Genomic DNA, 13,495 nt, shown 5'->3' with positions numbered 1-13,495 from the left:
CTGCACGTGCGAAATATTCTTTTCGCGTGTGCAGCTTTAGGTTATTGTAATGCACGTGATGGCAACGGCGCCACTCACCCAATGATTTATCGGCAGGCAACGAGGCTTGCGCAACTTTGTCAGCGTCTTTTGGTGACGCTCGACGGTTATGCCTCGGAGTTATTCAAATGCTTGCTGGTTTTATTCGCTCTATTTCCCCTGAAAACGATCCTGAATTTAACGGACCCAATCGCAAAACCAGCATGACTGACATCCTGCGGCTGTTGCGGACGGTCAGTGCTGTCGCCGATGAGGCCGCAGACAAGGAAACGGCAGTTACCCAAATCCTTTCGGCAGTCTGCAATTATTGCCAGTGGCCGGTTGGGCATGCGTATCTGCGTGTGGATGACAAACTTTCGTCTGCAGGTATCTGGTCAATCAGTTCTTCAATTTCCGCAGGTGACATTGCCGAATTTCGCACCCAGTCCGAACAGACTGTGTTTGCGATCGGGCAGGGCCTTATTGGCGCTGTCGCGGCAACCGGTTCGCCTGTGTGTATCGCTGATGTCACCATGAAAGACGGCTTTTTGCGTGCTGCGGCGGCGTCCAGAAACGGGTTGCGTGGCTGTTTTGCCCTGCCAGTCAAGCTGGAGGGACAGACAGAGGCGGTCATTGAATTCTTTAGCCCGGGCGTCGCACAGCTTGATGATGAAATGCTTGAGCTTCTTGGGTTTGTTGGCGGGCAGGTTGCGCGTGTGCTGGAACGTGAACGCGTCATTCGGTCGCGTGAGGCCCTGGCCTCAAGCTTTGAGTCGCAAGTTCAGGGAACTGTTGGCATGGTGGCGGCTGCTGTCAGTCAAATGCGTGGTGCGCTTGATGTATTGGCCGAAAGCACAGATCAAACCCGAAAATGCAGTAGCGGCATTGATGATGCGACCGGGCGGGCCATTTCACGGATTGAAGACGTCGCAGACCAGATGGAAAGCCTTAAGGATGCGTTGGCCGTCGTTGGTACGGATGCGTCCGAAACCGTCAAGATTACCCACGATATGGGCAGTCAGGCCCGCGAAATGCGCGCCGGATTTGCCGTGCTGCAAGATCGTGCTGCTGATGCAGAGAAGATGCTGGCTTCCATTTCTGCCATCGCAGCGCAGACCAAGATGCTGGGCTTGAACGCATCGATTGAGGCGGCGCGCGTCGGTGAGGCAGGCAAGGGGTTTGCGATTGTCGCCAAGGAGGTCAAGGCGCTTGCAGGCCAGTCTGCCAGTGCGACCGAGGATATCGCCCGCTGGATGAGTGAAATACTCAATGCGATTTCTAAAGCGGGTAACGATATCGAACAGATTGCCTTGGCGATGGATAATCTTCAGAACCGGGCAGAGGCGACAGCGACACAAGCCGATCAGCAAACAGAAACCTGCGTTTCGGTTGCATCATGTGTCGATGCCGCGGTCGCAGACTCCCGTTTGGTTGGTGATGGTGTCTCGGAAATAACCGCAGCGATCAAACACAGTGAGCACGTATCAAGTGAGCTTGGGAACGCTGCCCATGATCTTGAAAAACAGGGTGCAGAGTTAAGCGCCCGCGTCGAAGGGTTTGTTGGCAAGATACGTATCGTCTAATGACCTGGGTTGATCCGTTCATCCGATTTTCGACGTGATGGGGGTGCGCCGGGCGACCAGCCGTGCCAGGGACGGCCCAAAGGCCAGCACCATGAAAAAGCGTGTTGCCTGGAGCACGAGGATGAAGGACAGGTCGACATTCGTGCTGGCCGCGATAATGGCAACAGAATCAAGACCGCCCGGGCTGGTGGCGAGATAGGCGGTCAGTGGATCAATATCCATGAAATACACCAAAAGCCCCGAAATCCCGGCACAGAATCCGATCAGAACAAAGATCGATAACAGGATTTTGGGAAGTGCGTGTGCTGCGTGGCGCAGGACCGGCGGGGTGAATTTCAAACCGATCACCCAGCCGATCATGGCGTAGGTCAGGCCCAAAAACCATTCCGGCAGGACGACATCGAAAAAACCGCTGACATGCAGGATCATGGTGACAATGATCGGCACCAGAAGCGGACCGGATGGCAGACGTACTTTTTGTCCGACAAAGCAGCAGGCAACCACCAGACAGAGTGTCAGGGCAAAACCGACCGGGTCAAATGCCGGGAACCAGTCATGGGGCCCCATGGCCGCCAGCGTTTCCGGATCAACCCAGAAATTGGCGACACTGGACGCGACACCGACAACGATCACCACGCGCACATATTGCATGAAGGCCACCAGCCTTGCATCCGCGCCAAAGGCGTCTGCCATGATTACCATGGCCGATGCCGCACCGGGCGTTGATCCCCAGATCCCTGCGGTTCCGGGCAGGACCTGTTTGACGCACAGGATCCAGCCCAAGAAGCTACTGGCAAGCAAAGTGATGCCAGTAACGCCAAGGATCATCGGCCAGTCCGTGGCAAAGGATGTCAAAATCCCGATGGTCATCGAACCACCGATCATCACGCCCAACACCGATTGTGCACCGAGATAAAGTTGCTTGGGGGCGGCGATGGTTGCGCTGTTGGTGCCCATCAGAATGCCGATGATCATCGGACCCACCAGAAGTGAGGCCGGCACTTGCCAATGATGGAGCAGAACCGAAAACACGACGGAGGTCGAAATCAGCAATAACCACTGAACCGGTTTCGGCAGACGGCCAAGCCGTTCCTTGGGGGGATTTATGATCGGTGACGTTGGTTCGGATGACACGATGCGGCCTTTGTCATGGATGGAAGGCATCTGATCGCGGGTGGCGCGATGTGATGGCGTGCTGGCGCCTGTGGGGCGGCGTCAAGGTGGGGATCACAATTATAGCCAGCTTGTGCGATGGATGCGAGTATTTGCGTGATCCCGCCGAATGAAGGCCATGTCTGACTTGGAGAATATCGCCATGTTCTGTATGACGATAAGCAATATGCGGCAGTCTGTGGGGAACCTGTTTTGAGTACCGATCCAATCCATTTTCAGTTTGATGGCGATGAAAATGCAGTCCGAACGATTGTTCTTGCCCATGGGGCAGGGGCAGCTATGGATAGCCCGTTCATGAAAGAAATGGCGGGCGAACTGGCTAAGTCGGGCCTACGCGTTGCACGCTTTGAGTTCCCCTATATGGCCAAACGCCGGACTGATGGCAAAAAGCGCGGGCCGGATCGGGCACCGGTTTTGATCGAGTATTACAGTGAAGTTGTTCGCGAACTCGGCGGGCCAGAGAAGTTGATCATCGGTGGAAAATCCATGGGCGGACGGATCGCCAGCATGGTGGCAGATGATCTTGGTGTCGCTGGTCTTGTCTGCCTTGGCTATCCGTTCCATCCACCGGGCAAACCTGAAAACCTGCGTACAGAACATCTTAAAACCCTGAAAACGCCGAGCCTGATTTGTCATGGCACGCGCGATCCGTTTGGCAGTCCGGATGAAATTTCGGGTTACGGGCTTTCGGACCGTATTGCGCTTCACTGGGTTGAAGACGGCGAACATGACTTCAAGCCGCGCAAAAGTTCCGGACGTACCCAAAGCCAGAACATCGCCGATGCCGCGACGGCGATATCCCGGTTTGCAAAGATGCTCGGTTAAAAGAAACGGCCCGCCATATTGGCAGGCCGTTGGCAGAAAGTTTGCGGGGCGTGGTGCGCGAGGGAGGTCAGGCAAGTACGCCTTCGCCGGCTTCCTTGAACTGCTGGGCATATTCCGGGGAAAGTTCGGCGGTGGCACTTGCGATGTCGATGCGCACGCCATTGGGATCAAGAAGGGCAAAATGGCGCTGGCCCCATGGCTCATCGCGGACATCAAGGGCGAATTCAAACCCGGCTTCGCGCAATTCATCTGCCGCATCGCGGGCTTCTTCGACTTCCAGCGTAAGAACCGTTCCTTCACCGACGGTGGCCGCCTGGAACATGGGCGGCTGGGTTTCGTGACCTTGTTTCATCAGGCCAAGTTGAACGGATGGTGCGGATGGCCAGACAAGCTGGCAGTACCAGTCACCATCAAAGACCGGTGTGAAGCCAAGCTTTTTGTAAAAGGCGCGGCTTTGGGTGAATTTTTCGGTGATGATGATCTGATAGGCGTTAGTGACTTTCATCGTCATGCTCCTGACGTTGGGGGTTAATCCTGTCCCGATTTGTCAATGGTTGCACATCCCTCCTGACAGGAGCCTGTCAGGAGCGGTATGATAATTTTTGGGGCAGGATGACAAAGGAGTGATCATGAGACGGGCTGACCGATTATTTCGCCTTGTTCAAATCTTGCGCCGACGCAAACTGTGCCGCGCATGTGACCTGGCCGAAGAACTTGAAGTTTCCGAACGCACCATCTACCGCGACATTCGCGACCTTGCCGCATCGGGCGTTCCGGTCGAGGGGGAGGCGGGCGTCGGCTATATCCTGCGTGATGGGTATGACCTGCCGCCGCTTATGTTCGATGCTGACGAGATCGAGGCACTTGTTGTCGCGGCCCGCATGGTTCAAAGCTGGACCGATCCGCAAATGGCACGTGCCGCCGGTGATGCCCTTACCAAGATCGAGGCCGTGTTGCCCGAAAAAATCCGTGGTCTGGTTGGTGGTGTACCGATTGCGATTGCCGAAATCGCGCAGGAACCGATTGCCATTTCGATGCCGGACCTTAGGCGCGCCATCCGCGAACGGTTTCTGATTGATATCGATTACACCGATGCGAAGGGCGACAATACCCGTCGTCGGGTCTGGCCACTTGGCATGTTGTTTTTTGGCAGTACATGGCTCCTGGCCAGTTGGTGTGAGTTGCGCGAGGCCTTTCGCGTTTTTCGGGCCGACCGGATTGCGCATATGGAGATATCGACATCGCGCTTTCGCCCGGTTCCGGGGCGGTCATTGCGTGATTATCTGATTTCCGAAGGTGTTGAAGGCGAGATCCTTAATGGCATCGGTCGATAGCGAGTTCGTTCTGCTGGTGTCAGAACTTTTGGCACCTTTGGGGCATATCAGGCCCAGACGGATGTTTGGCGCCGTCGGGCTTTATTGTGACGGCGCCTTCTTTGCGATTATTTCCGATGACGTCCTGTATCTCAAAGGAGACGCCCAGACCAAGGACAGGTTTGACGCGATGGGGATGCAGCCATTTGCCGTGCCGTCGGGAAGGCCGGTGACCCTGTCTTATTTTGAAGTGCCCGGTGAATGGCTTGATAACGAAGAACAACTTCTTGAATTTGCCACCTTGGCGCTTGGCGCTGCGCGCCGTTCACAGGCGCACAAGGGTCGAACTGCCAAGACGTAGCCAGACCTTAGCCAAAACAAACAGATCCCGGGATATTCCGGGCATGTGTATTTAGACGCCGCTTGCAATCAGTGATGTTCGGTCGCACTTTTCCTGTATAGTATTTTTTCGGGATAAAGAACGCGTTAGGTCTGGGACAAGTGGCAGCCGGTAGTTTCTGGCAAGGTTTTGCCGACACGTTAAAAATTCGGACAGACAAGCCGGAACTGTTGCGCGCGCAGGTTGGTGCCCTTTCGCGTCAGATACCTGTCCTTTATATGCTGCTGCTGGCCAACGCGGTGGCTCTTGCCTATACCCATTACGGAACAGCACCGGACTGGATGACAGTCCATGCGGTGATTGTCCTGGGTGTCATTTGTATTTTTCGTGCAGTTGCCTGGAACCGGGCCCGCGTTGATATTGATGACGTCGATGTCTGTATCAAACATCTGAAGCGCATCAGGGTGCTGGCGGTGGTGATATCCGTCCTGTTCACCCTTTGGGCGATCACGATGTTTGATTATGGCGACGCCTATCAGCGCGGCCACGTTGCCTATTTCATATCGATCACCGTTGTTGGCTGTATTTTCTGTCTGGTGAATTTCCCGCCTGCGGCATTGCTGGTTGTTGCGATTGTGCTGGGCACCTTCGTGTTCTTCTTCGGGACCAGCGGCAACGAAGTCTATGTCGCGATCGCGGTAAATATGGCGCTTGTGTCGTTGATGATCATTCAGATCATTCGAAGCTTCTATGCCAATTTTTCTGGCCTTATCCAGACCCAGAACGACCTTGAAGCACAGCACCAGACGATGATCGAACTGTCGCGCCAGAACGAGGCATTGGCGCTGATTGATCCGTTGACCGGTTTATCCAACCGCCGGGCCTTTTTTTCCGTGCTGGAAGATACGGTGAATGCCACCGCCGAGAATGAAACATTCGCGGTGGCGATGATTGATCTGGACGGTTTCAAACCGGTCAATGACGTGCACGGGCATCCGTCGGGCGATGAGCTGTTGCAGCAGGCGGGCAGGCGGCTTCGCAAAGTGCTTGGTCAGAAGACGCTTCTGGCGCGCTTGGGCGGGGATGAGTTCGGATTACTGCTTAAGGGCTATGACGATGCACTCGAACTTATTGCGCTAGGCAAGGAGCTTTGTAACGCGCTCAATCGTCCGTTTGTCCTAAATGGTGTGACCGTGCAGGTTTCGGCATCACTGGGGTTTGCGACCTATCCGACAGTGGCGCGCAGCCCGAACGGCCTGTTCGAGCGGGCTGACTTTGCGCTTTATCATGCGAAAAAGAATGCGCGCGGCGAGGCGGTTTTGTTTGCCGCCCACCACGAAACACTGATCCGCCATGACTCCCAGATCGAACAGGCGCTGCGCAAGGCGGATTTATCGACCGAGCTCAGCCTGCATTATCAGCCGGTATTTGATATTCGATCCGGGCAGGTAAGCTCGCTTGAGGCGCTTGCCCGTTGGGAAAGTGCCCAGATGGGGGCGGTTTCGCCAGGCACGTTCTTTCCGGTGGCAGAAAAGACCGGCCAGGTCGGTTTTCTGACAAGGGTCCTGTTCGAAAAGCTGATGGTCGATATGCAGGACTGGCCGGAAAACCTGCCTGTATCGTTTAACCTTTCGGCGCGCGATATTGTTCTGTCCGACACTGTCGAGTGGCTGATCGACGAGATCAAAAAGCATCGCATCGACCCGGGAAGATTGACCTTTGAGGTCACTGAAACGGCGTTCTTGCGTGATTTTGAGGCCGCCCGGACCAGCATCCGGTATTTGCGCGATCATGGGGCGCGCATTGCGCTTGATGATTTCGGCATCGGTTATTCCAGCCTGCGCTATGTCCACGAACTTGAATTTGATGTGCTCAAGGTTGATCGCAGCTTTGTCGCCCCGCTGTCGCATAACGAACGCAGCCGCCGTATCGTCAAGACTGTGATTGATATGTGCCAAAACCTTGGCATTGATTGCGTGCTGGAAGGGATCGAAAACGACAGCCAGCGCGATGTGATCATCACGTTGGGTGGCCGGCTGATGCAGGGGTATTTCTTTGCCCGCCCGGTTCGCGAAGTCAAACTTGATGCGTTGGCCGAAGGTGTTGGCAAGTGACGTGGGGCCAAGTGCCGAAAACCCCGGCCCCTGGATGCGATAAGCTGCGACTCGGTTAATCTTCCTGCAACCAGATGGCGCTACTCTGTCAAAAGCGGGAGCGGTATTTTGTGAAATGGCACAACCACCGGTCCCGATTTTTGGCGGGAACGAGGCCGTTGACCATGTCGTCGCAGACAGAGATTTTGCAAACATCCGCAATGGCAATTACGGGCGATATCGATCTCGCCCCGGAAATCCGCACCCGTCTGCGCGGTCTGATCGACAGCCTTCCCGATCAGCCCGCCCGTCTTCGTGTGCTGGGCCATGTTCTGCTTGATCTTGGTCTTTGTGATCTTGCACTGAATGCGTTTGGCCGGGCGTTGCTGATTGATGATCTTGATGGGGCGACGCATCTGGGCCTTACAAGGGTCTATATCCAGACCGGCCGCCGTGATCTTGGGCTTGAACATCTTGAAATCGCCATCAGCCTGCGCCCCGATGCGCGGGAGTTGCGCGTACTTGCGGCTGATTTGCTGGGATGCCGGGACAAGATGCGCGCACTTGATCAACTTGGTGCTGTTCTTGCCGCTGAACCCGATCATGCCGGTGCGCGCAAAGGGCTTGCCAACCTGATACGCACCGTGGTCGCAAGCCGTATGTATGTCGTTTCGCATGATGACCGCGAGACCCGAGCGCAACCCACATTTGACCATACACAGGTCATTTGGGGTGATGTCGAGCCGTTTGGCGACCTGATCCGATCCACCATCGGTCGTGGGTGCCGCGCTTCCTGATCCGGCAAGTTTCTAGCCAGCAGACGGGATATTGGCTGCTTGCAGGGAAACGATCGTGAAATCATCATCAAGCTTTGCCGGTGCACGGTCCATGAACTGATCGGCAATCTGTGCGGCAAGGTCAATGTCACGACCGCCTTCCAGAACGGTGTCTTGCAACATCTTGAGCAAGCCTGCCTCACAGAGAAACTGACCATTGTCCAAGGTTGTTTCGATTAGTGCGTCGCTGTAAAGCAGCAGGAAACTGTCCTTGTCGAACGGCACTTCGCGGGTTTCATAGCGGGCGTCCCTGATAACGCCAAGTGGGACCCCGGAACCATCAAGATAGCGTGCCTCGCCGGTCGCAGTGTTGCCCAGAACAGGTGACGTGCAGGCAGCACTGGCATAGGCGAACGTGTTGTTCTGTCGATCAACGATGCCATACAGCATTGTCGCATATTGCCCGACTGGCAAAAGCCCCTTGAGATGACGATTAAGCCGCTGCAAATACACATCCGGCGTCTGATCGTCGACTTGTTCGGACCATATCAGGGAATGCAGGCGGAAGGTGTTGAGTGCGGCACCAAGCCCGTGACCTGCGAAATCAACGATATAAACGCCAAGTCGGTGGGCATCAATTGGCACCAGCCCCCACATGTCGCCGCCGAGCTCGGACGACATCTGGAATGTCGCACTGATCCGCATGCCGTAATCCATGCCGACCCCACGATAGTGTTCCGGTGTCGGGTTCAGGTTTTCCTGCATGTTGCGCGCAAGTTCCAGTTCCGACTGGGTGCGTGCCTGATAGGCCTGAAGTTGCTGCACCAGCAGCCGGTTTTCGAGATGGATCTTGGTGCGTGCGATCAGTTCTGCCTTGTTGAGGGGTTTGAGAATAAGGTCCGTTGCCCCGTCATCGAAAATGCGCGTGCGCCCTTCGTTCTCCTCAAGGGCGGTTTGGGCGATGATCGGGGTTTTCGCAAAGGCAGGATCAGCACGGACGGCCTTGCACACGGCATAACCATCCAGTTTCGGCATGATGATATCAAGAATGATCAGATCGGGATTATGCGCCTTGATCTGGGCAATCGCATCTTCGCCATCCTTGGCAAAAACCAGATTGGTAAACCCGTCAGCCCGAAGGTAGGACGCAATGATTTCACGCGACAAAAGGGTGTCGTCGGCAATCAGGATGGTTGCGTTCTGCGCAATGCGCAGTGCATCGGGCGACGTCGTCAGGCGTGTTTCAAGATCATTGAGGAATGCCGTGTCGCCTAACGCCGTCGTGCTTTGACTGTCATCAAAAGTCAGTTCGATCGTGCGGCCATCCCGCAGGAAATTCACAGAGTGGCAGAGGCTTCTGATCAGGGGGAGGCCGCGGCCAAAGGTCGTGTCCTTACGCGAAATCGGGGCGGTTGCGTTTGCATCAGGCGGTGAAAATCCGTTGCCCTGATCATTGATGGTAATCACGACTTGGCCATTTTTGCGCCGACGCGCTGTCAGGATAATCGCACGGGCACCATGGTGGCCGGATGCGAGGCGGCGTTCGGTTTCTTCGCCGAGCTCCTTGAAGCGATCCATCGACAGATGGCCGCCGGTTGCAAGTTCGAGATTGCCATGTATGAGCGAGTTGGCGAATGCTTCCTGCACGGCCATTTCAACCGAGGACGCGACGCCATCACCAATCAGACCGCGATGGCGAAGGCTGGTCACAAATTTGCGCGCCACCGGCAAATGATAGGCGCTGCGTGTTGAAAGACAGACCAGCAGGTCATGTTTTGGCAGTGATTTCTTACCGACCAGCAGTGCCAAGTCGCCAAGGTCGAGTTCCGGGAAACATTCAACAAAGGTGTCGCAATTTAGACGAATCAGGCTGCCAAGCCAGTCGCGACCGACCTGTGAAGGCAAAATACAAAATGAAAAACGCCGTTGGCTGGAAAAATCCTCGGGCGATTGCCCTGATATGTATTTGGCCGAAACAGCTTCTGTCGCGTCCCACAGGTTTATCCCCGCGACAAGCTTTGACAGGTCGTCTTGCGCGACGGAGTGCGGCACGGCAACCAAGTACTTTGCACGTGAATCTCGGCCAACAGGCATTGATTAGTTTTCCAGCTGGAACAAGGTATCGAAGCGGGCAACTTCAAGCATGCGCTTGACCTGTCCCTGTGCGCCACGCAGGATAACGTTTGTGTTGGATTTTTCGCCCTCGTCGCGTGCAAGCAGCAACATGCCAAGACCGGCAGAGTCAATGAAATCGACACCGGAAATGTCCAGAACAAGCGTGGACGAGCCATGTCCGCGAACTTCTTCGATCAGTTTGCGGAAGCTCGAATGATCGCCGAATGTGAAGCGACCGGTCACTTCGACTGTGGTTGTTCCATTGGCGAATTCTGTCTTGTAATTCAAGTCTGGACTCTCCTTGAAGCGTTTGGCCAGTGGCGGAAACCCGGCCAAGACTATGCTTTTCTTAACGTTAATCTGATTGTGTATGGTTTGGGTAGTGACTGCAATACATGTTAGTAGTTGTGAGATGAGCAACACTATCGGTATGCTGACCTACATTGGTATATCGGGATACGAACAAGAAAATGCCAGAGCAGGCACGCATTGTAATTGTGGAAGATACGCTGTCGCTGGCGCGCGTGTATCAGGATTACTTGCGTGCCGACGGTCATGTTGTTGATCACGTCGTCAGTGGCACAAACGCCATAGAACGTTTGCGTCATGATCCACCGGATGTACTTGTTCTTGATCTTATTTTGCCCGATATGGACGGGCGCGAGGTTCTTCGCGCTGCCGCGCAAATCGCACCGGATTGCAAAATTGTTGTTATCACGGCCCACGGATCGATCAATGTCGCGGTCGAGGCGATGCGCGAAGGGGCGTGGGATTTCCTGTTAAAACCCTTCACCGCAGACAAGTTGCGCGACACCGTGACCAAGGCGATCAAAGGTGCACCCGCCCTTCAGACTGCACCGGATATTGATCTGGAAAGTCCCGATGCCGACGAGATGTATTTCGACATCATCGGTGGGTCGGAAAACATGCGTGATATCTATCGCATTATCGAAAATGCTGCCCCCAGCCGTGCGACTGTCTTTATCACCGGTGAGTCCGGTACGGGTAAGGAACTCGCCGCCGAGGCAATCCATCGTCGTTCGGAACGGGCAAAGGATCCGTTCATTCCGCTGAACTGTGGTGCCATTCCCAAAGATCTTATGGAAAGCGAGATTTTCGGTCACGTCAAAGGGGCGTTTACCGGTGCTGTTTCCGACCGCGAAGGGGCAGCACATCGTGCGGATGGCGGCACGCTGTTTCTGGATGAAATTTGCGAAATGGACCTGGACCTGCAGACCAAGCTTCTGCGGTTTATCCAGACCGGGTCATTCCAGAAAGTCGGCGGCAGTTCGATAGAAAAAGTTGACGTGCGCTTTGTCTGTGCGACCAACCGCGATCCACTTGAAGAAGTGCGTTCCGGTCGGTTCCGCGAAGACCTTTATTACCGTTTGCACGTTATTCCGCTGCATATGCCGCCCCTGCGTGATCGCGATAACGATATCCTGCAAATTGCCAATTTCTACCTGCAACGCTTCACGCGCGAGGAAGGCCGCGATTTCGAACGGTTCAGTCCCGAAGTTTCCGCCCTGTTTGCACGGTATTCCTGGCCGGGCAATATTCGCCAGTTGCAAAATATCATCCGTAACATTGTTGTGCTCAATAACGGGACCGAGGTGGCGCTTTCAATGGTGCCAAGGCCGGTCAATAGCGGCACTGACGGTGACCAGTTCGGGTCAGGGACGATTGAAGCCCCGCCACCCCATCCGGTCGTTTCAAACGAGCCGGGCGGTCCCGGACGTCATTGGGCCGGTGATCCGGAGGCACTGGCCTTTCTTGCCGGTGCCCGGCAAATGCGCAAGGTTGTCGAAAACCATAATTCCGGGCGCAGCAACCAACTGCTTGGTGCTGGTGCTGCGGGCAACTTCGGTGGCGAAGACCAAGCCGAATTTTCGCCCTCAGCATCCGGGTCCGGAAGGCTGGGGTTTGGCGAGATAAAGCCGCTTTGGCAGGTTGAAAAACAGGCAATCGAAGAGGCGATCGAGCGTTGTGGCGGGTCCATCCCGCGTGCAGCCGATGCCCTGGGTGTCAGCCCGTCAACAATCTATCGTAAAAAGCAGTCCTGGGAAGAAAGTGGCCTTTAGGTCATTTTACCGGTTTGCGCTGTGCCAATCTGCCATCGCGCCTTCAAGGCGTTTCCAGTCTGCATCAGCTCCGGGCAGGCCAAACCGAACCTTGTTTGCATCATGATCAAATAGCCGGACCAGAATGCCCCGGTGTCCAAGGTGATCTGCCAAGGCAACGCAATCCGCGCCGTCGTAGTAGCGGAAAAGATCGGTGCCGCCTGATAGAGCCAGTCTGCTGTTCTTGGTGATGAGATCATCAAGCCGCGCTGCATCTGCCGTCAGACGTGTTCGGCTTTGCTGCTGCCAGTGCGTATCGGAAAAAGCTTGCGCACCAACGACCATCGTCGGGCCGGGAATGGCCCATGGCCCAATGCGACTTTCAAGATCTGTTGCAAGGTTGCGATCCATGGCGGCACAGCCAAGTCGCGCCCCGGCAAGGCCGAAAAACTTGCCAAATGAACGCAACACAATGGTGTTTTGCAATTGATCAATGCGCGAACAAACCGATTGGTCCGGTTGGCAATCCATAAAGGCCTCATCGACCACAAGCCAGCAACTGCGTGCATCTGCAAGTTTGCCCAGCTTGAAGATATCGTCAGGGGCAAACATGGCTCCGTCAGGGTTGTTGGGATTGACAAGGATAACGACTGATCCCGGCCCGGCAGTGCTCAGAATATCCGTGGCCTTGGCAATCCTGTCAGCCGGATCGGTTTGGTGGCTTTGGCAGTGGTACCCGGCACGTCGCCAGCACCGTTCATGTTCACCGTATGTCGGGCCCATGACATGGACGATTCTAGTCGTCCGATCTGCCATGCGGTCTTTCAGCCAGAACGGGATCATCTGGATCAGCGCCTGTGTGCCCGGGGCGCAAACAAGATGATCCGTCGTCGGCAGGTTGTAATACTGCTTGGCTGCCGCTTTCAGTCCATCAAGCTCCGAGGTGAGAGGCAGGCGTTGCCAGTGCGCGTTTTCAATATCGGGAACCGGGTAGGCTATCGGGTTGATACCCGTCGATAAATCCAACCAGTCGCTTGTTGGGATGCCATATCGGCTTGCCGCACGATCAACTGCGCCACCGTGATTGATCGGCGGTTGTTGCTTTGGCGTGATATGGCTGTTTGTCATGATGGGGCCAAGCCTGATCGAAAGTGAACTGTCTGTGGTTTGGATTAAGTTTCCGCGCTTGCCATCGCGGA

12 protein-coding genes are annotated in these 13,495 nt (G+C 55.3%); 7 read left to right on the top strand and 5 right to left on the bottom strand.

Going from position 1 to position 13,495, the window contains the following annotated elements; genetic code table 11:
- Nucleotides 1-167: 167 nt before the first annotated feature.
- A complete protein-coding gene (locus TH4_RS15980) occupies nucleotides 168-1,601 on the top strand; it encodes a methyl-accepting chemotaxis protein (protein WP_064781909.1) in 1,434 nt (477 codons plus the stop codon).
- 18 nt (nucleotides 1,602-1,619) lie between these two features.
- Here TH4_RS15980 and TH4_RS15975 read toward each other — a convergent pair whose 3' ends face one another.
- Complete coding sequence (locus tag TH4_RS15975; RefSeq protein ID WP_245227949.1) at nucleotides 1,620-2,735, bottom strand: AbrB family transcriptional regulator; 1,116 nt, start codon at nucleotides 2,733-2,735, stop codon at nucleotides 1,620-1,622.
- Between the two features lie 231 nt (nucleotides 2,736-2,966).
- On the opposite strand from TH4_RS15975, the gene TH4_RS15970 reads away from it, so the two are divergent.
- Complete coding sequence (locus tag TH4_RS15970) at nucleotides 2,967-3,599, top strand: alpha/beta fold hydrolase (RefSeq protein WP_245227948.1); 633 nt, start codon at nucleotides 2,967-2,969, stop codon at nucleotides 3,597-3,599.
- 67 nt (nucleotides 3,600-3,666) lie between these two features.
- On the opposite strand, the gene TH4_RS15965 is transcribed toward TH4_RS15970, so the two are convergent.
- Nucleotides 3,667-4,104 carry a VOC family protein gene (locus TH4_RS15965; protein ID WP_064781986.1) on the bottom strand — a complete coding sequence of 146 codons (438 nt, stop codon included), beginning with the start codon at nucleotides 4,102-4,104 and terminating at the stop codon, nucleotides 3,667-3,669.
- Nucleotides 4,105-4,228: 124 nt separating this feature from the next.
- On the opposite strand from TH4_RS15965, the gene TH4_RS15960 reads away from it, so the two are divergent.
- The 4 genes from TH4_RS15960 (at nucleotide 4,229) to TH4_RS15945 (ending at nucleotide 8,142) form a co-directional block, all read left to right on the top strand.
- Nucleotides 4,229-4,933 carry a helix-turn-helix transcriptional regulator gene (locus TH4_RS15960; protein WP_008892071.1) on the top strand — a complete coding sequence of 235 codons (705 nt, stop codon included), beginning with the start codon at nucleotides 4,229-4,231 and terminating at the stop codon, nucleotides 4,931-4,933.
- A complete protein-coding gene (locus tag TH4_RS15955; RefSeq protein WP_064781908.1) occupies nucleotides 4,917-5,273 on the top strand; it encodes a TfoX/Sxy family protein in 357 nt (118 codons plus the stop codon). The genes TH4_RS15960 and TH4_RS15955 overlap by 17 nt, the downstream gene beginning before the upstream one ends.
- Before the next feature lie 140 nt (nucleotides 5,274-5,413).
- The gene (locus TH4_RS15950; protein WP_064781907.1) at nucleotides 5,414-7,366 is read left to right on the top strand and encodes a putative bifunctional diguanylate cyclase/phosphodiesterase; all 1,953 of its coding nucleotides are present in this window, start codon (nucleotides 5,414-5,416) and stop codon (nucleotides 7,364-7,366) included.
- Between the two features lie 164 nt (nucleotides 7,367-7,530).
- Entirely contained in the window at nucleotides 7,531-8,142 is a 612-nt protein-coding gene (locus TH4_RS15945) for a hypothetical protein (RefSeq protein WP_064781906.1), read from the top strand.
- 12 nt (nucleotides 8,143-8,154) lie between these two features.
- Here TH4_RS15945 and TH4_RS15940 read toward each other — a convergent pair whose 3' ends face one another.
- Both TH4_RS15940 and TH4_RS15935 read right to left on the bottom strand, forming a co-directional pair.
- Nucleotides 8,155-10,215, bottom strand: coding sequence for a SpoIIE family protein phosphatase (locus tag TH4_RS15940; protein WP_064781905.1), 2,061 nt, complete (start codon nucleotides 10,213-10,215; stop codon nucleotides 8,155-8,157).
- Nucleotides 10,216-10,218: 3 nt separating this feature from the next.
- Entirely contained in the window at nucleotides 10,219-10,524 is a 306-nt protein-coding gene (locus TH4_RS15935; protein WP_064781985.1) for an STAS domain-containing protein, read from the bottom strand.
- Nucleotides 10,525-10,706: 182 nt separating this feature from the next.
- Between TH4_RS15935 and TH4_RS15930 the strand changes: the two genes are divergently transcribed.
- Complete coding sequence (locus TH4_RS15930; RefSeq protein ID WP_064781904.1) at nucleotides 10,707-12,317, top strand: sigma-54-dependent transcriptional regulator; 1,611 nt, start codon at nucleotides 10,707-10,709, stop codon at nucleotides 12,315-12,317.
- Nucleotides 12,318-12,323: 6 nt separating this feature from the next.
- Here TH4_RS15930 and cobD read toward each other — a convergent pair whose 3' ends face one another.
- Entirely contained in the window at nucleotides 12,324-13,424 is a 1,101-nt protein-coding gene (gene cobD, locus TH4_RS15925) for a threonine-phosphate decarboxylase CobD (protein ID WP_064781984.1), read from the bottom strand.
- Nucleotides 13,425-13,495 lie beyond the last annotated feature (71 nt).

The organism is Thalassospira tepidiphila MCCC 1A03514, from assembly GCF_001662875.1.
Taxonomy (GTDB): domain Bacteria; phylum Pseudomonadota; class Alphaproteobacteria; order Rhodospirillales; family Thalassospiraceae; genus Thalassospira; species Thalassospira tepidiphila.
The sequence above is the reverse complement of the archived record's forward strand: the minus strand, read 5'-3'. Positions and strand labels throughout refer to the sequence as shown.